This is a genomic window from Streptomyces sp. NRRL S-87 (assembly GCF_000719335.1).
Taxonomy (GTDB): Bacteria; Actinomycetota; Actinomycetes; order Streptomycetales; family Streptomycetaceae; genus Streptomyces.
The window spans coordinates 1-17659 of the sequence record NZ_JOGB01000060.1 but is presented as its reverse complement, the minus strand read 5'-3'; the positions used below and the strand labels follow the sequence as shown (position 1 = coordinate 17659).

Annotated in this window: 15 protein-coding genes and 1 pseudogene; 8 read left to right on the top strand and 8 right to left on the bottom strand. The window is 75.5% G+C overall.

From position 1 onward, the window contains the following. Nucleotides 1-19: 19 nt before the first annotated feature. Both IF43_RS0129130 and IF43_RS0129125 read right to left on the bottom strand, forming a co-directional pair. Complete coding sequence (locus tag IF43_RS0129130; RefSeq protein WP_030207360.1) at nucleotides 20-2539, bottom strand: PQQ-binding-like beta-propeller repeat protein; 2520 nt, start codon at nucleotides 2537-2539, stop codon at nucleotides 20-22. Nucleotides 2540-2901: 362 nt separating this feature from the next. Beyond that, nucleotides 2902-3681, bottom strand: a complete 780-nt coding sequence (locus IF43_RS0129125) for a VOC family protein (protein WP_030207359.1) — start codon at nucleotides 3679-3681, stop codon at nucleotides 2902-2904. A 492-nt stretch (nucleotides 3682-4173) separates the two neighbouring features. Here IF43_RS0129125 and IF43_RS0129120 point away from each other — a divergent pair, with 492 nt between their 5' ends. Further along, nucleotides 4174-4821, top strand: coding sequence for a TetR family transcriptional regulator (locus IF43_RS0129120; RefSeq protein WP_030207357.1), 648 nt, complete (start codon nucleotides 4174-4176; stop codon nucleotides 4819-4821). A 340-nt stretch (nucleotides 4822-5161) separates the two neighbouring features. On the opposite strand, the gene IF43_RS0129115 is transcribed toward IF43_RS0129120, so the two are convergent. Both IF43_RS0129115 and IF43_RS0129110 read right to left on the bottom strand, forming a co-directional pair. After that, nucleotides 5162-5635, bottom strand: coding sequence for a nitroreductase family deazaflavin-dependent oxidoreductase (locus IF43_RS0129115; RefSeq protein WP_030207354.1), 474 nt, complete (start codon nucleotides 5633-5635; stop codon nucleotides 5162-5164). Then, a complete protein-coding gene (locus tag IF43_RS0129110; protein WP_078910548.1) occupies nucleotides 5635-6996 on the bottom strand; it encodes an acyl-CoA dehydrogenase family protein in 1362 nt (453 codons plus the stop codon). Before IF43_RS0129110 ends, IF43_RS0129115 begins: the two co-directional genes overlap by 1 nt. Before the next feature lie 163 nt (nucleotides 6997-7159). Between IF43_RS0129110 and IF43_RS0129105 the strand changes: the two genes are divergently transcribed. Next, complete coding sequence (locus IF43_RS0129105) at nucleotides 7160-8365, top strand: acetyl-CoA acetyltransferase (RefSeq protein ID WP_030207349.1); 1206 nt, start codon at nucleotides 7160-7162, stop codon at nucleotides 8363-8365. Nucleotides 8366-8444: 79 nt separating this feature from the next. Continuing rightward, nucleotides 8445-8969, top strand: a complete 525-nt coding sequence (locus IF43_RS0129100) for a GNAT family N-acetyltransferase (protein WP_051796381.1) — start codon at nucleotides 8445-8447, stop codon at nucleotides 8967-8969. Here IF43_RS0129100 and IF43_RS0129095 read toward each other — a convergent pair. Beyond that, the gene (locus IF43_RS0129095; protein ID WP_030207345.1) at nucleotides 8935-9429 is read right to left on the bottom strand and encodes a DUF1772 domain-containing protein; all 495 of its coding nucleotides are present in this window, start codon (nucleotides 9427-9429) and stop codon (nucleotides 8935-8937) included. The two genes, IF43_RS0129100 and IF43_RS0129095, sit on opposite strands and share 35 nt — an antisense overlap. A 100-nt stretch (nucleotides 9430-9529) precedes the next feature. Between IF43_RS0129095 and IF43_RS0129090 the strand changes: the two genes are divergently transcribed. Beyond that, a complete protein-coding gene (locus IF43_RS0129090; RefSeq protein ID WP_030207343.1) occupies nucleotides 9530-10204 on the top strand; it encodes a pyridoxal 5'-phosphate synthase in 675 nt (224 codons plus the stop codon). Between the two features lie 97 nt (nucleotides 10205-10301). Here the strand turns inward: IF43_RS0129090 and IF43_RS0129085 are convergent, their stop codons facing one another. Both IF43_RS0129085 and IF43_RS0129080 read right to left on the bottom strand, forming a co-directional pair. Then, nucleotides 10302-10745: a Zn-ribbon domain-containing OB-fold protein gene (locus IF43_RS0129085; RefSeq protein ID WP_051796387.1), complete on the bottom strand. Its 444-nt coding sequence runs from the start codon at nucleotides 10743-10745 to the stop codon at nucleotides 10302-10304. 182 nt (nucleotides 10746-10927) lie between these two features. Further along, nucleotides 10928-11380, bottom strand: a complete 453-nt coding sequence (locus tag IF43_RS0129080; RefSeq protein WP_030207337.1) for a DoxX family membrane protein — start codon at nucleotides 11378-11380, stop codon at nucleotides 10928-10930. Nucleotides 11381-11618: 238 nt separating this feature from the next. On the opposite strand from IF43_RS0129080, the pseudogene IF43_RS0129075 reads away from it, so the two are divergent. The 3 genes and pseudogenes from IF43_RS0129075 to IF43_RS0129065 all read left to right on the top strand — a co-directional run. Further along, nucleotides 11619-12803: pseudogene (locus IF43_RS0129075) on the top strand (flavin-containing monooxygenase); the annotation flags it as partial. Nucleotides 12804-13211: 408 nt separating this feature from the next. After that, nucleotides 13212-15446 carry an acetate--CoA ligase family protein gene (locus tag IF43_RS0129070; RefSeq protein WP_030207331.1) on the top strand — a complete coding sequence of 745 codons (2235 nt, stop codon included), beginning with the start codon at nucleotides 13212-13214 and terminating at the stop codon, nucleotides 15444-15446. Further along, nucleotides 15443-16381, top strand: coding sequence for an enoyl-CoA hydratase/isomerase family protein (locus IF43_RS0129065; protein ID WP_234332576.1), 939 nt, complete (start codon nucleotides 15443-15445; stop codon nucleotides 16379-16381). The genes IF43_RS0129070 and IF43_RS0129065 overlap by 4 nt, the downstream gene beginning before the upstream one ends. Before the next feature lie 86 nt (nucleotides 16382-16467). Here IF43_RS0129065 and IF43_RS0129055 read toward each other — a convergent pair whose 3' ends face one another. Further along, nucleotides 16468-16767 carry a hypothetical protein gene (locus IF43_RS0129055; protein WP_030207325.1) on the bottom strand — a complete coding sequence of 100 codons (300 nt, stop codon included), beginning with the start codon at nucleotides 16765-16767 and terminating at the stop codon, nucleotides 16468-16470. Between the two features lie 148 nt (nucleotides 16768-16915). Between IF43_RS0129055 and IF43_RS0129050 the strand changes: the two genes are divergently transcribed. Continuing rightward, nucleotides 16916-17521: a flavin reductase family protein gene (locus tag IF43_RS0129050; protein ID WP_030207321.1), complete on the top strand. Its 606-nt coding sequence runs from the start codon at nucleotides 16916-16918 to the stop codon at nucleotides 17519-17521. The last annotated feature ends 138 nt before the right edge of the window (nucleotides 17522-17659 follow it).

Genomic DNA, 17659 nt, shown 5'->3' with positions numbered 1-17659 from the left:
CCGCCGGCGTCGGAGGCGATCACCCCGCCGTACGGGTCCCCGTCCCCTTGGCCGCGTCCAGCGCGTACACGCAGCGGTCCTTGCTGCACGCGTAGACCACGCCCGCCTTGGCGACCGGCGAACCGGTGATCTCGCCGCCGGTGGCGAGCTTCCACCGGAGCTGCCCGCCGGCCGCGTCCAGCGTGTACAGGCAGTGGTCGGCGGAGCCGAAGTGGACGCGCCCCTCGGCCACGGCCGGAGCGCCGGTGATCTCGCCGCCCGCGGCGAAGCGCCACTTCGGCGTGCCCGTGACCGCGTCCAGCGTGTAGAGCGCCGAGCCGGCGCCCAGGTGGATGCTGCCGCCCGCCACGATCACCGGCTCGGCCGACTGGCGCGGCTCGGTCGCGATCCGCCAGCGGTCCTTGCCCGTGGTCGCGTCGAGCGCGTACACCGTGCCCAGGTAGTCGGCCAGGTACACCCCGCCGCCCGTGACCGCCGGCCCCGGCGCGAAGGCCGGCGGCGCCAGGAAGACGGCCGGCGCCTCGAAGTGCCAGCGGACCCGCCCGGTGGCGGTGTCGGCCGCGATGACCCGGGTGCCGGCGGCGATGTACACGTAGCCGTCCGGGGCGGGGGTGACGCGCACCGGGACGTTCCCGCAGGAGGCCGCGTCCCCGACGGGGTACGACCACTGCTCGGCGCCGGTACGGGCGTCCAGCGCGCGCAGCCGCGCGTTCTGCCAGACGTACACCGTGCCGTCGTGGATGACCGGCGCCGCCTCGGGCGTCTCGAAGTCGGTCTGGGCGCCGGAGGTCTCCCACAGCTGCTGGCCGTTCGCGGCCTCCCAGGCCTGTACGCCGCCGCCGCGGGTGGCGGTGACGACCGTGCCCCGGTCGGCCTTGAGGGCGTACACCCAGGCGTCGGTCTGGAGCCGCCACCGCTCGGTGCCGTCCTTGGCGTCCAGCGCGTACAGGGACGGGCCGTCGGAGGCGTGGATCCGGCCGTCCGCCACCTGCATCGCCCAGGCGACCTCGCGGGTCTTGAACTGGCGGCGGCCGCTGGCCACGTCGAGGGCGTGCACCTCGAAGGAGGTGACGTACAGCAGGTCCCCGTCGACGCTGGGCGTGCCCCAGACCTCGTTGGACATCCGGAACCGCCACGGCCGCCAGCGCCCGCTGTCCGGAGCGGGGCCGGGGCGCGGCACGGTGGACGACGCGGCGGCGCCGCCGTCGGCGGCGATGGACAGCGCCGAGGGGGCGGAGGAGGTCGCGGGGGCCGGCGGCGCGTCCACACCGGCCGGCGGGCGGATCCAGCCGGTGGCCGGCCCCGGCTCGGCCACGGCCGAGGCGGCGGCGGCCCGGCCGGCCCGCGGGCCGGGACCGATCGGCACGGGCGCGGCACCCAGGCGGACCGGTTCTCCGGAGGAAGCGGGCAGGGCGGGCCCCGCCGGCACCGGTGCGGCCCCCGGGCCGCGGCCGGCGCCCGGCGGGTGCGGCGGCCGCGGCGGCGTCGCCTGGCCGGTCCGCGGGTCGTTCGCCCAGGCCGGCTCCGGCCGCTCGCGGCGGTGGGTGGCCGGCCCCGCGGCGGGGCCGCCGTGGGGTTCCGGGGCGTTCCGGGCCGGACCGGGCCGGGCCGCGCCCGCCGCGCCCGGCGTGGTGGTCGTACGCCCGGAGGCTCCCGCGCGGCGCTGCTCGATCAGCTCCACCGCCCGGGCCGGCAGCCACGCCGAGGCCGTGCCGCTGTCGTCGCCGGCCGCGAACAGGTGCGGGGCCAGCTGGGCCTGCAGGTCGGCCGGGGTGGGCCGGAGCGTGGCGTCCATCTGCATGCAGGACTCGATGAGCGGCCGCAGCTCCTCGGGCAGCCCCTCCAGGTTCGGGCCCTCGCGCAGCAGCATGAACACCGTCTCGACCGGGTTCGCGCCGTGGAACGGCGGATGGCCGGTGGCGGCGAAGACCAGCGTCGAGCCGAGCGAGAAGACGTCGCTCGCGCCCTTCACGCTGCGCGAGTCCTTCGCCTGCTCGGGCGACATGTAGGCGGGGGTGCCGACCGCGACGTTCGTCATGGTCAGACGGGTGTTGGAGACGCCGCTCGCGATACCGAAGTCGATCACGCGCGGGCCGTCCTCGACGACCAGTACGTTCGACGGCTTCAGGTCGCGGTGGACCAGCCCGGCCCCGTGGATGGACTGCAGCGCCTCGGCGATGCCGGCCGCCAGCCAGCGCACCGCCTGCGCGGGCATCGGCCCGCACTCGTTGACGATCTCCTCCAGGGAGGGCGCGGGCACGTACGCCGTGGCCAGCCACGGGACCGCGGCCCGCGGGTCGGCGTCCACGACCGCGGCGGTGTAGAAGCCGCTGACCGCGCGCGCCGCCTCCACCTCGCGCGTGAAGCGCACCCTGAAGAGCTGGTCCTCGGCGAGCTCGGTGCGCACCGTCTTGATCGCCACGCGCCGTCCGGACGCCGAGCGCGCCAGGTACACCAGACCCATGCCGCCCGCGCCGAGTCTGCCCAGCACCTCGAACGGACCGATCCGTCGCGGGTCGTGCTGCGTCAGCTGCTCCATTACTCGCCTGCCACCTCCCCGTACGGGCCATCGTCCGGACCCGCTCCAAACAGCCCCGTGCAGCGTCTCACCCCGGCCCGCGGCCCGTGGTGTCCGGCCCGGGGAGGTGCTCCCCGACTCCGTCGGTCCTGACTCTGTCGGTCGTCCTGCTCTCTGATTCTGCCGGTCCCGATTCTGTCGGTCCGGGGCCGGATGGGCGAACCCGGGGGCGTCTCGGGGTGTCTCACCGCGTTCCGGACGACTCGGACGGCGTAAGGGGGCCGCGCACGGCCGGTACGGGAGCCCGCCGGACGCCCCCGGAGCGGGCCGGGCGGGGGCCGGAAGAGCGTGGTCCTGGGCGCCCGCCGGCGTCGCTCCGGGGCTCAGACGGCCTCGCTGAGCAGGGCGAACGCCGCGCCCTGGTTGTCCGCGACGACCGCCACCCGCCCGTACGGGGTGTCGAACGGGTCGGCGCTGACCCGGCCGCCGAGCCGGCGGACGGTGGCCACCGAGCGGTCGCAGTCCGGCACCGCGAAATACGCCAGGAAATGCGCCGGCATCGCCTCGGGGAACGCGTCCGTGATCACGCTGCGTCCGACGATCGCCGTGTCGGGCCCCGGTTCGGCGCCCGGCGGCGACCAGGTGCGGTACTCGATGCCCGCGTCGTCCCGGTCCTGGGGCACGTACCCGAAGACCTGGGCGTAGAAGGTGTCCACGGCGTCCCGGTCGCGGGTGTAGAGCTCGGTCCAGCAGTACGAGAACGGCTCGCCGTGGCGTTCGAAGCCGTGGTGCGTGCCGGGCTCCCAGAGGCCGAAGACGGCCCCGCCCGGGTCGGCGGCCAGGGCCACGCTGCCGTACGGGCCCACGGGCATCGGATCCATGATCACCTGGCCGCCCGCGCCGCGGATCCGGGCGGCGGTGGCGCGCGCGTCCTTGGCCGCGAGGTAGACGTTCCACACGGTGGGCATGCGGCCGTCGGGTTTGGGGGCGAGGGCGGCGACGTTGCGGCCCTCGCAGTAGGCCTGGGTGTAGCCGCCGTACTCGGGGCCCGCGCTGTCGCCGAAGGTCCACTCGAAGAGCTCGCCGTAGAACCGCTTGCCCGCCTCGACGTCGGGGAGCGAGGCGTCGACCCAGCAGGGCGTGCCCTCTGCGAATGCGGCCATGGACCGGTCCTTCCCTTGCGCGGGGGTCCCCCCTGCCCGTGCTGTCAAACTAATCGGCCCGCGCCCGTCACGCACCGAGAGCGGACCGCCGCCGGGGTCGCGTTCCGCGGCCGCCGGGGCGGGGTCCGCCACCGCGGGGCGGGCGGCCGGGCCGCGGGCCGCTTGTCCACCAGAGTTGTCCACAGCCTGTTGATAAGACTATTCGGGTGAGCGCGGTCCCGCCCGGTGCGCCGGACCGCCGGCCCCGCCGCCCCCGCCGCCCCGCCGGTCACGCTGCGCGGTCGACCGGAAGCATGGCGGAAACGGGGTCGGTGAGGGGTGGTGGCGAGCAGGCGCCTGGGGCGGCAGCGGGGCGGGAAACCGGCCGGGAACGGGGCCGGAACAGCCCCGGAACAGCCCCGGAACGGGGCCGCGAAGGCCCCGCCGGGAGCCGGTAACCCCATTTGCAGGCGGCCGAATCGCGCGCAGATCACCCCTCGGTAAGCTGACGGCATGACAGGACAAGTGCGCACCGTCGACGGCCGCGTGGCCGGTCGGCGTGGACAGGCGACGCGGCAGAAGCTGCTCGACTGCCTCAGCGAGATGCTCAGCTCCTCGCCGTACCGCGACGTCAAGGTCATCGACGTCGCCCGCAAGGCCGGGACCTCGCCGGCGACCTTCTACCAGTACTTCCCCGACGTCGAGGGCGCGGTACTGGAGATCGCCGAGGAAATGGCCACCGAGGGCGCCCAGTTGACCTCCCTGGTCGAGGGCCGCACCTGGGTCGGCAAGTCCGGCTGGCAGGCGGCCGAGGAACTCGTCGAGGGATTCCTGGACTTCTGGCGCAAGAACGACGCGATCCTGCGCGTGGTCGACCTCGGCGCGGCCGAGGGCGACAAGCGCTTCTACAAGATCCGCATGAAGATCCTGAACTCCGTCACCAACTCCCTCACGGAGTCGATGAAGGAGCTCCAGGCCAAGAACAAGCTCGACAAGGACGTCAGCGCCGCCGCCATGGCCGGCTCGCTCGTCGCGATGCTCGCGGCGGTCGCCTCGCACCAGAAGGGCTTCCAGACCTGGGGCGTCAAGCAGGCGGAGCTCAAGCCGAACCTGGCGCTCCTGGTGCACCTGGGCGTCACCGGCAAGAAGCCGACCAGGTGACCCCGGGCGGCGCCCGGTGAGGCCGGGCGACGCCCACTGACGACCGGGCACCGGACGGCCGCAGCGGGTCTCGGGGGAGATCCCGCGCGGCCGCCGACCCCGGCACATCCTGTCTGCGCGGCGGCGGGCCACTCGGGGGTCCGCCGCCGCGGTGCGCGTACGGGCGGCCACAGCGCGGTCGCGGTCCGTAAGCCGGTCGCGGCGCCCCGCATTCCGTACCGGCCGGCCGCAGCGCCCCGTACCGGCGGCCGCAGCGCCGCCGCGGTCCGTACCGGCGGCCGCAGCGCGGCCGTGGACCGCATACGGGCGGCGGCCAGCGTCGCGCCGCGCGCCCGAGCCCTCAGCGCCGCTCCAGGCGGAAGAGGCGGATCTCCCGCTCGATGCGGGCCTGGTACGTCGCGTACGGCGGCCAGAAGCCCAGTACCGCCCGCCACGCCGCCGCCCGCTCCTCCCCCGTCAGCAGCCGGGCCCGGACCGGGATGTCCTGCCCCTTCCAACTCACCTCCGCGTCGGGGTGTTTGAGCAGGTTGGCGGTCCAGGCGGGGTGCCCGGGGCGGCCGAAGTTGGAGCCGATCAGGATCCACGTGCCGGCACCCTCCTCCGGCATGCACGCCAGCGGCGTCGCCCGCGGCAGGCCGGACCTGGCGCCCTTGGCGGTGAGGATCACCCCGGGCAGCATCCTGGCGCTGAGGATGACCTTGCCGCGGGTGAGCCGGTGGACCGCGCGGTCCATGGCCGGGATGAAGTGCGGGGCGATCCTGGCGAACGTACGGGTCGAGGAGACCTTCTGCATCAGGCGGACACCGGGAGGCATCAGACGGCCACCCTTTCTTCTCCGGAGCCGGCGGGGCCGGCCGTGGGGACCGTGGCGGGGACCGTGGTCGGAACCGTGGCCGGAACCGTGGTCGGAGGCGAGCCGGGAGCCGCGGCGAACAGCCCGGCCCGGTCGGCGGCGTGCGCGCGGAGCCGGTGCACGGGCCCGAAGAGCAGCTCGTCGGCCGCCGCCCGCTTGAAGTACAGGTGCGCGTCGTGCTCCCAGGTGAAGCCGATGCCGCCGTGCAGCTGCACCGCCTCCGACGCGGCCGTGCGCAGCGCCTCCAGCGCCTGCGCGAGGGCGAGGCCGCCCTGTCCCGGGTCCCAGGCCGCGTAGTACGCCGCGGAGCGGGCCGCCTGCACCTGGACGTAGACGTCGGCCAGCCGGTGCTTGACCGCCTGGAACGAGCCGACGGGCCGGCCGAACTGCTCGCGGGTGCGGACGTACTCCACGGTCCTGGCCAGGGCCTGTCCGGCGGCCCCGGCGGCCTCGGCGGCCAGCGCCGCGGCCGCGCCCCGCCCCGTCCCGGCGAGCGCGGCGCACACGTCCGCCTCGTCGTCCGACCCGAGCAGCTCGGCGGGTACGTCGCGCAGCTGGACCCGGCCCTGCGGGCGCGTCTCGTCCAGGGCGGTCTGGCGGGCGCGGACCACGCCGGCGGCGTCGGCCCGTACGAGGAACAGCTGCGCGCGGCCGCGCGCGAAGCCGCCGGTGTGTGCGGCGACGACGAGGAGGTCGGCGCTGTGCCCGTCCAGGACCTGGGCCGCCTCGCCGTACAGCCGCCAGGCCCCGGCGCCGTCCCGCGCCCCGGCGCCGTCCCCCACCGCGGCGCCGTCCCGCGCCCCGGGCCGGTCCGGCTCCCCGCCCCCGGCCTGCTCCGCGGGCGTCGGCCGGGCCTGCACGCCGCCCGCGCGGCCGCCGCCGGCCCAGGCCCCGGGGGCGCTGTCGGCGGTCAGGTCGAGGGCGGTGGACAGGGCCGTGCCCGGCACCACGAGGGCGGCGGTGAGCGCCCCGGCGGCGAGGGCCGGCAGCAGTCGGGCCCGCTGCTCGGTGGTGCCGAGCGCCGCGATCAGCGGGGCGGCCAGCAGGGACGTGGCCAGCAGGGGCGAGGGGGTCAGTGTGCGCCCGGTCTCCTCGCAGGCGAGGACCAGCTCGGTGAGGCCGCAGCCGACCCCGCCGGCCTCCTCGGGCAGCGCGAGCCCGGGCAGTCCGAGCCGGTGGGCGAGCAGCTGCCAGAGCTCGCGGTCGTATCCGGGTGCGGTGCGTACGGCGGCCTTGACCTCGTCCGGGCCGCTGCGTTTGCCCAGCAGTTCCCTCAGCGTGCGCCGGATCTCGTCCTGCTCCGCTGTGAAGGCGGCGTCCATCGGCGGGCTCCTCCCGTATCTGACGGCGCGTCATATTAGGCCGGGCGGGCGGGAATGCCCAGCGTCACGCGACGCCCGACCGGAGCGCCCCGCCGGCGGCGGCCGGCGGGGGCCGGCCGCCACCCCCTTTCGCGCCCGCCACGCCTGACGTACCGTCAGATCCATGTCAGCAGCCACCCTCCACGCCCCCTCCCCGGCCCGGTCCGGCCCCCGCCGCCGGGTCGCGGTCGTCGGCGTCGCGCTCTCCGACTGCGGCCGGGTCGACGAGGCCACCCCGTACGCCCTGCACGCCCAGGCCGCGCGGCGCGCCCTCGCCGACTCCGGCCTCGACCGCTCGGTCATCGACGGCTTCGGCTCGGCCGGCCTGGGCACCCTGGCCCCGGTCGAGGTGGCCGAGTACCTGGGCCTGCGGCCCACCTGGGTGGACTCGACCGGGGTGGGCGGCTCGACGTGGGAGGTGATGGCCGCGCACGCGGCGGAGGCCATCGCCGCCGGCACGGCCAACGCCGTCCTGCTGGTCTACGGCTCCACGGCCCGCGCCGACATCAAGGCCCGGCGGCGCACCTCGAACCTCTCCTTCGGCGCCCGCGGCCCGCTCCAGTTCGAAGTCCCGTACGGCCACACGCTGATCGCCAAGTACGCCATGGCCGCCCGCCGCCACATGCACGAGTACGGCACCACCCTGGAGCAGCTCGCCTCGGTCGCCGTCCAGGCGCGGGCGAACGCCGCCACCAACCCCGACGCGATGTTCCGGACCCCGATCACCGTGGACGAGGTCCTGTCGGGCGAGATGATCGCGGACCCGTTCACGAAGCTGCACTGCTGCATCCGCTCGGACGGCGGCTGCGCGGTGCTGCTGGCCGCCGAGGACCACGTCCCCGACACCGCCAAGGAGCCGGTCTGGATCCTCGGAGCCGGCACCTCGGTGTCCCACACCACCATGTCGGAGTGGCAGGACTTCACCGTCTCCCCCGCCGCCGTGTCGGGGCGGCTCGCCTTCGAGCGGGCGGGGGTGCGGCCGGCCGACGTCGACCTCGCCGAGATCTACGACGCCTTCACGTACATGACCCTCGTGACCCTGGAGGACCTGGGGTTCTGCGCGAAGGGCGAGGGCGGTGCGTTCGTGGAGAAGGGCCGGCTGCTGCGCGACGGCGAGCTGCCGGTGAACACCGACGGCGGCGGGCTGTCCGCCTGCCACCCCGGCATGCGCGGGCTGTTCCTGATCGTGGAGGCCGTCCGCCAACTGCGCGGCGAGGCCGGCGCGGGCCAGGTCCGCAAGGCCGGCGGGCGACTGCCGGAACTGGCCGTCGCCTCGGGCACCGGCGGCTGGTTCTGCTCCTCGGGCACGCTGGTCCTCGGCCGCGGCTGAGGACCGGGCCCGGCCGGGTCGGAACGGGCGTCGGGAAAAGGCGGTTGACCGGCGCGGCCCGGCCGGATTGGGTGCGGGGATGAGCGGGCTGCGCATCACCACACCGACCGGGGACACCGCCCTGGAGCACTGGCGGTACGTGCACAACGAGATCGTCCCCCCGGACGCCCTCTCCCCAGAGCAGGTCCGGGACCGGTCCGTCCGCCACCACCTCGAGGTGGCGTACCTGGGGGACGTACCCGTCGGCTGCACCACCGTCCGGCCGCCGGCCGCCGTCGCCGCGGCCGCCGCGGCGGACGGCCTCGCGCCGCCGGCCCGCCCCACCGCCACGGTCATCGCGCGGGTGCTCCCCGCCCACCGCGGCCGGGGCTTCGGCACCGAGCTCTACGCCCGCGGCCTGGCCACGGCCCGGGAACTGGGCGCCGAGGCCGTCGAGACCGTGGTCCTGGCCTCGAACCCCGAGGGCCTGCGGTTCGCCGGCGCCCGGGGCTTCGTGGAGTTCGACCGGTACGTCCTGCCCGGCGACACCGTCGCGTACGTCGAACTGCGCCTGGCCGGGCTCACGCCCCTCACCCCGCCCGCCGGCTCACCAGCGCCACGATGAAGCAGGCCGAGGAGGCCAGCGAGGCGAGGGCCCGGACGTGGTTGCCCGCCGTCCACACGCGTACGTAGTCCAGCCACGGCTGCACGCTGCCCGGCGCGGCCGGGTCCAGCGCGGCCAGCGCGTCGTTGCGCGGGATGTGGAAGCCCATCGTCCACAGGAACGAGCCGATGAGGTAGAGCAGCGCCCCCGCGAGCATCCAGCCCGCCCCCGGCGCCTTCCAGTGGGTGACGGCGTAGATCCCGGAGGCCAGCGCGAGGGCGGCGGCGCCCATGAACGCACCCAGGAAGGCCGGGTTGATCACCGCGACGTTGATCGACTGCATCGCGGTGATCCCCTCCTTGGGCGAGAGCGCGGAGAGCGCGCTCATCACGCCGGTGGAGAAGGCGTAGAAGACCCCGGCGACGAGCCCGGCGGCCAGGGCGGAGGCGAGGACCAGCGAGAACGAGACCTTGTTTTCCATGTCCCCATCACATCGGGATCTCGGCGCGGAAGACATGCTTCAGACGCTCCGGGGCCTGTTCGTCCGTCTCACGCCCCCGCCGCTCTGCTTCGATGGCCCCATGACGACCACGCCCGAGGACTTCCACGCCGTCCTGCACGCCCTGCGCGTCTGGGACACCGACCTGCCCTCGTTCGACCCGGACTCCGCCCCCGAGGCCCCGCTGCCGCTGTTCCGGGACTGGTTCGCGCACGCGGCCAAGGCCGGCCAGACCGAGCCGCACACCATGGCGCTCGCGACCGCGGACCCCGACGGGCGGCCGGACGTCCGCACCGTGATGCTGCACGAGGCGGACGAGCACGGCTGGCACTTCGCCTCGCACTCGGGCAGCGCGAAGGGCCGGCAGCTCGCCGCCCGCCCCGAGGCCGCTCTCGGGTTCTACTGGCCCGCGGTCGGCCGCCAGGTCCGGGTACGGGGCGAGGTGCACGCGGCCACGCCCCAGGAGAGCCGCGCCGACCTGGCCGTACGCTCGCGGGGCGCGCTCGCGGCCGCCCTGACGGGCCACCAGAGCGAGGTGCTGGGCTCCCGCGAGGAGCTGGCGGCGGCCTCGTCGCAGGCGTGGGAGCGGGCCGGGCGGGAGCCGGACGCCCCGGCGCCGACCTGGACGCTGTACCTACTGCGGCCGCGCGAGGTCGAGTTCTTCCAGGGCGACCCGGAGCGCCGCCACGTCCGGCTCCGCTACCGCCGCGACCCCGCCGACGCGGCCACCTGGGTCCGGGAACTGCTCTGGCCCTAGGGTGCCGGCGCGTCAGGGCCGGGCCCGGCCCTGATCGCCGGAGACCCCCGGCCCGCGCCGCCAGGGGGCGGGGCGGCCCCCGGCGCGCCCACGCCCCTCAGGCCAGGGACCCCTTTGCCGCGGCGTCCGCGGTCCCCGAGGAGGGCCGGAACACCGGGACCGCAGGCGCCTCACCCCCGCCCTCACCCCCACCCCCGCGGCGGAACGCCACCTCCAGGGGCATCCCGATCCGCAGCTCCGCCCCGGGGCAGTCGACGACCTCGGTCATCATCCGCGGCCCCTCCGCGAGGTCCACGACGGCGGCGACGTAGGGCACCCGGCCGCCGAAGGGCGGCAGGTCGTTGCGGTGCACGACGGACCACGTGTAGAGCGTCGCGCGACCGCTCGCCTCCTCCCACCCCGTCTCCTCGCTCCAGCAGTACGGGCAGAACTCGCGCGGGTAGTGGTGGGCCCGCCCGCACCCCCCGCACCGGCGCACCAGCAGCCGCCCCGCCCCGGCGGCCTCCCACCACGGCCGTGTGAAGGCGTCGACCTCCGGCAGGTCGAACCGCGGGCCGGCGGCCCGCGCGGCGGGACCGGGGGACGCGGCGGCGGAGCCGACCGCGGCGGTCGGGGACGTACCGGCCGCGGCGGCCGCAGCTCCCGTAGCCCCCGTAGCCCCCCCAGCCCCCGCAGCTCCCGGCGGCGTACCCGCGGATGCGCCCGCGGCGCTCGTGGAGGCGCTCAAAGGAACAGTCCCATCGCCCGGTCCGCCGACCACACCTGCCAGCTCATCGCGACCAGCGCGACCACCGAGATCAGCGCCATCATCGCGTTCTGCCCCTGCTCGGCCCAGTCGTGGATCATCAGCACCAGGTAGAGCAGGTTCAGCAGCAGCCCGCCCACCAGCGCGACCGGCGTCAGGAGGCCCACCACCAGGCCGAGGCCGACGGCCAGCTCGGCGTACACCACGACGTACGCCATCAGCCTGGGCCGGGGTTGCACGACCTGCGCGAAGCCGGTCCGCACGAGCGGCCAGCGGTGCTTCCCCGCGACGTCCGCCGCCCACGCGATGCCCGTGCCGCGCTCGAACCAGCCCTTCTTGTCCTTGTGCCGCCAGCTCTCCAGCCACCACAGGCCGAGGCCCATCCGCAGGACGGCGACCCACTCCGCCCCGCTCAGCGCGATGCTCCGCACCGGCCCACCACCTCCCTCGCGCTCCCGCACCCCCACCTATCTGACGGTATGTCAGTTCAGCGGATCCCGAGGCCGCCGCACAAGCCCCCCGACACCACCTCGCACACCCGCGCCCTCCCCTTCGGCCACCCGCGACCGCACCCCGACCGCCGCCGCGACCCACCCCGTGATCGATTCGCAACCGATTCCCGGCTTGACCGAGACCCATCAACGCTGCGTGCCGATACGCTCACGGCCCATGCTGGAAAACGCCGACCCCGCCGACCTCGGCGACTGCACCGAGCCCCGCCCCGTCTACGTCATCGGCGCCGGCCCCGGCGGCCTGGCCGCCGCCGCGGCCCTGCGCGCCCGCGGGGTCCGGGCGGTGGTGGTCGAGAAGTCCGGGGAGGTCGGGGCCTCCTGGCGCCGCCACTACGACCGGCTGCACCTGCACACCACCCGCCGCCTGTCGGCCCTCCCGGGCCTCGCGATACCCCGCCGGTTCGGGCGCTGGGTGGGCCGCGACGACGTCGTCCGGTACCTGGAGGGGTACGCCGAGCACCACGACCTGGAGCTGATCACCGGCGTCGAGGTGACCCGGATCGACCCGGCGCCGGACGGACCCGACGGCCCCGGCTGGGTGCTGCACGGCACCGGCGGGCGGGAGCTCGCCGCCACCGCCGTGGTGGTCGCCACCGGCTTCAACCACACCCCGCACCTGCCGGACTGGCCGGGCCGCGGGACGTTCACCGGCACCCTCCGGCACGCGGGCGAGTACCGCAACGCCGAGCCGTACGCGGGCCTCGACGTGCTCGTCGTCGGCACCGGCAACACCGGCGCCGAGATAGCCGTCGACCTGGTCGAGGGCGGCGCGGCGCGGGTGCGGCTGGCGGTGCGCACCGCCCCCCACATCGTGCGCCGCTCGACGCTGGGCTGGCCCGCCCAGCGGACCGGCATCCTGGTCCGCCGGCTGCCGGTGCGGCTCGTGGACCGGCTCGGGGCCTGGGTCGCGAAGGTCTCGGTGCCCGACCTCTCGGAGCACGGGCTGCCGCGCCCGGAGACCGGCCTGTACAGCCGGGTCCGGGAAGGCGCGATCCCGGTGCAGGACGTGGGCCTCATCGACGCGGTGCGCGCCGGGAAGGTCGTACCGGTGGCGGCGGTGGAGTCCTTCGACGGCGCCGAGGTGGTGCTGGCGGACGGCAGCCGGATCACTCCGGACGCGGTGGTCGCGGCCACCGGGTACCGGCGCGGGCTGGAGGGCCTGGTCGGACATCTGGGCGTGCTGGACGAGCGGGGCCGGCCGCGGGCCCACGGGCCGCACCCGGCCGGCGACGCGGCGGCGCCGGGGCTGTACTTCACGGGCTACACGAACCCGATCAGCGGCATGTTCCGCGAGCTGGCCCTGGACGCGGAGCGGATCGCCCGCGCCGTCGCCCGGGCGCGGGCAGCGGCCCGCAAGGCCGAGCGGGCCCGCGACCGGGCGGCGGGCAAGGCCAGCTCCCGCGCCGAGGCCAAGGCCCGCTCCCGCGCCGCGGCCAGGACCGGGCCGCGCGCGGCGGCCGGGTCCGACGTACGGGCGGCCGGGGCCCCCGGGGCCCGTACGGCGCCCCCCGGCGAGGCCCGCCCGGGCGCGGTCGACCCCGCGTAGCGCGGCGCCCGCCGGGAGCCGGCCCGAACCCGCCTGCACACTCCCGCTTCCTGACTGCTCGTCAGTTCAGTAATCTGACAGTAATCTGACTACACGTCAGTAATCGCGACCGCTGCTCCTGCCCGCTCGGCCGGCAGGACGCGGCCGCGTGCAGCCGTACGGCGTCAGTCCTTGGAGCGTCATCGAGCAGGAGCGGGCGGAACGATGCTTGGATCTACTCACGGCACCCTCACCACCGACTTCCGCGCCCGTGTCGAGGCCTGCGGGGAAACCCCCCGCCAGGCCGTCCATTCCACGGCCCCGGCTTCCGCCGGCGCGGCCGCGGACCTGGACGTCAGCGGGCGCCCGCTGCACGCCGACGTGCCCGACCTGGACCGGTTCTTCCGGCCCGGGTCGGTGGCCGTCGTCGGCGCGTCCGACGCCGAGGGCAGACCCAACACCGGCATCACACGGCAGCTGCTCGCCTGGGCCGAGCGGGTGGGCGCGCGCCTGCACCCGGTCCACCCCACCCGCACGACCGTCTTCGGCCTGCCCTGCGTGGCCTCGGTGGCCGACCTGCCCGAGCAGGTCGACCTGGCCGTGCTGCTGGTCGCGGACCCGCTGCCGGTGATCGAGGAGCTGGCCGAGGCCAAGGTGAAGTTCGCGGTCGCCTTCGCCTCGGGCTTCGCCGAGACGGGCGAAGCGGGTGCCCGGGCCCAGGAGCGGCTCGCGGCCGCCGTGCAGCGCTCGGGGCTGCGCCTGCTCGGCCCCAACACCAACCTCAACGCCTTCGAGCGCTTCCGGGACGACCTCGACGGGCCCGCGATCGCCCTCATCACCCAGTCCGGTCACCAGGGCCGGCCCGTCCACGCCCTCCAGGAGCTCGGCATCCGGCTCTCCCACTGGGCCCCGACCGGCAACGAGGCCGACCTGGAGACCGCCGACTTCATCTCGTACTTCGCCGAGCGCCCCGAGGTCGGCGCGATCGCCTGCTACGTCGAGGGCCTCAAGGACGGCCGCTCGTTCCTGCTCGCCGCCGACCGCGCCGCCCGCAACGGCGTACCGGTCGTCGCCGTCAAGGTCGGCCGGACCGAGGCCGGCGCCCGCACGGCCGCCTCGCACACCGGCAAGCTGACGGGGGCGGACACCGTCGTGGACGCGGCGATGCGGCAGTTCGGGGTGATCCGGGTCGACGGGCTGGACGAGCTCCAGGACACCGCCGCGCTGCTCGCACGCGCCCGGCCGCCGCGGGCGGACGGGGTCGTCGTGTACTCCATCTCCGGAGGGACGGGCGCCCACTTCTCCGACCTGGCCACCCAGGCGGGCCTGTCCCTGCCCACCCTCCCGCAGGCCAAGCAGGACGAACTCCACCAGTGGATACCCGAGTTCCTCGACGTCGCGAACCCCGTCGACAACGGCGGCCACCCGGTCGGCGACTGGCGCGGCCGGAAGATCATCGACGCGATCCTGGCCGACCCGTCGGTGGGCGTGCTGATCTGCCCGATCACCGGACCGTTCCCGCCCATGAGCGACAAGCTCGCACAGGACCTCGCCGACGCGGCCGAGGAGACCGACAAGCTGGTCTGCGTGGTGTGGGGGTCGCCGGTCGGGACCGAGGACGCGTACCGCACGACCCTGCTCGGCTCCTCGCGGGTGGCGACGTTCCGCACGTTCGGCAACTGCATCACCGCGGTCAAGGCCTACCTCGACCACCACCGCTTCACGGCCGGGTACCGCTCGCCGTTCGAGGACGCGCCCCGCACCCCCTCCCCCTCGTACCGCAAGGCGCAGGGGCTGATGCGGCCCGGCCAGCAGCTCAGCGAGCACGCGGCCAAGCAGCTGCTGCGGGCGTACGGGATCCGGGTGCCGCGCGAGCAGCTGGTGACCAGCGCGGCCGCGGCGGTCCGGGCCGCGGGGCTGGTCGGGTACCCGGTGGTCATGAAGGCCTCCGGGCCGCAGCTGGCCCACAAGACGGAGCTCGGGCTGGTGAAGGTCGGGCTGACCTCCGCGAGCCAGATCCGGGACGCGTACCGGGAGCTGACGGACATCGCGCGCTACGAGGGCGTCCCGCTGGACGGGATCCTGGTCTGCCAGATGGTGGAACGGGGCGTGGAGATGGTCGTGGGGGTCACCCAGGACCCGCTGTTCGGCCCGACGGTGACCGTGGGGCTGGGCGGGGTGCTGGTGGAGGTGCTCCAGGACGCGGCCGTGCGGGTGCCGCCGTTCGGCGAGCAGCAGGCCCGCGCGATGCTGCGCGAACTGCGCGGGCACGCCCTGCTGGAGGGCGTGCGCGGGGCGCCGCCGGCGGACGTGGACGCGCTGGTCGAGGTGGTGCTGCGGATCCAGCGGATGGCGCTGGAGCTGGGCGGCGAACTGTCGGAGCTGGACATCAACCCCTTGATGGTGCTCCCGCGGGGCCAGGGCGCGGTGGCGCTGGACGCACTCGCGATCTGCCGATGACGAGGCCGGAGGCCGCCATGGACGACGTACGGAACGCCGACGCACCGGGCCCGACGGGGGCCGCCGGGGCCCAGCCGGACCCGGCCCCGAAGGCGGCGGCAGGCCCCGCAGCAGAGGCACCGCCCGCCACGGACGGGCCCGAACCGCCGGACGACGTCCTCCACCGCCTGGAGAACGGCGTCTCGTGGATCACCCTCAACCGCCCCGCCGCCCTCAACGCCCTCACCTGGGACCAGCGCGAGCGGATCATGGCGCTGCTCGCCGAGGCGTCGGCCGACCCCTCCGTCCGGGCCGTCGTGGTGACCGCCACCGGCAAGGGCTTCTGCGCGGGCGCCGACCTGCGCGGCGGCCCCGCGGCCGCCGGCGACCGGGTCGTCGGCGACGTCGCCCGGCTGATCCGACAGGGTGCGCAGCGCTTCGTCACGGCCGTGATGGACTGCGAGAAGCCGGTGATCGCCGCCGTCAACGGCACGGCAGCCGGCATCGGGGCACACCTCGCCCTCGCCTGCGACCTGGTGCTGGCGGCCGAGTCGGCGAAGTTCATCGAGGTGTTCGTACGCCGCGGGCTGGTGCCGGACGGGGCGGGGGCGTACCTGCTGCCCCGGCTGGTGGGCCCGCAGCGGGCGAAGGAGCTGATGTTCTTCGGCGACGCGCTGCCGGCCGCCGACGCGCTGCGGCTGGGACTGGTGAACCGGGTGGTCCCCGACGCCGACCTGGCGGGCCTCGCCCGCACCTGGGCCGAACGGCTCGCGCAGGGCCCGACCCGGGCCCTGGCCCTGACCAAGGCGCTGGTCAACGCCTCCCTGGACACCGACCGCGCGACCGCGCTGGCCGCCGAGGCGGTGGCCCAGGAGCTGAACATGACCACCGCCGACGCCACCGAGGGCGTCGCCAGCTTCAAGGAACGCCGCACCCCCAAGTACCGGGGCCTGTGACGGCGCCGCTCAGACGTCGAGGACGGCGGCCCGTCGCTTCTTGCCCACCACGCCGATCAGCATGCCGGTGTGATAGACGGCCATCCTCACGCGGCGGCCTCGCCGGGGCGCGTCCGGCCGAGGATCGCGTCCACTTCGGACTGCTCCTCGGCGGTCAGCTCGATCTCGTCGCCGGGCCACACCTCGGGGGCGGCCCTGACCTCGGCGTCCACGCGGGCCCCTTCGAAGGTCTCGAAGACCCGCCTTATCCGATCCTGCTCGTCCATCTGCGCCTGCGCCGCGATGACGAGGTAGGTCGACACGTCGAGACCCGCCGCGGCCGCGTACTCCCTGATCCGGGCGCGGACCTCGGACGGCATGCTGATCGACAAGCGCTCGGTCGCCATCACCACAACGTAACACCACGTATTACGCCGCGCCCGCACGCGAGACCCCGCCCCCTCCACACGCGGAAGACGCCCCGGTCGCGGCCCCGCCTCCCTTCCCATCTGACGAGCCGTCAGGTTCAATCGAGCCATGATGGGACACGCAGGGATGGCGGCCACCGTCATCCGATACCTCAGGACCACGGGCGCGCCCACCGCCGCGCCGACCCCCGTCGACCCCCATCCGCGCCCCGAGCTGCGCGCCGTCCGGGACGACGAGCGCGCGCCCATCGGCAGCGGCGAATTCCGGTCCGTGCTGGGCAACTTCGCCAGTGGGGTCACGGTAATCACCGCCCCCGCGGCGGACGGCGACGGGGACGGCCCGGCCGGCTTCGCCTGCCAGTCCTTCGCCTCGCTCTCCCTCGACCCGCCGCTGGTGACGTTCATGGTGGGCCGCACGTCGACCACGTGGCCCCGCATCGCCCGGGCCGGGGTGTTCTGCGTGAACATCCTCGGCGCCGAACAGGGCGGCCTCTGCCGGTCCTTCGCCGTCAGCGGCGCCGACAAGTTCGCCGGCGTCGCGCACACCCCGGCCCCCGTGACGGGGTCGCCCCAACTGGCGGACGTACCCGCCTGGATCGACTGCCGCATCCACGCCGTGCACACCGGCGGCGACCACCTCATCGTCGTGGGCCGCGTGGAGGCCATGGGCGCCGCCCAGGAGGGCGAGCCGCTGCTGTTCCACAAGGGCAGGTTCGGCCGTTTCGCCTCCTGACCGGGTCCACGCTCGGTACCGGCCGACATCCCGACGCCCGTGGGTCCCGTGGTGTGTGGGGGAGGCGCTTGACAGGGGTGGCAGGCTGGTCCGGAGGCAGGCCCGGGCCAGGGGTGGCCGCAGGCCAGGGCGAAGCCC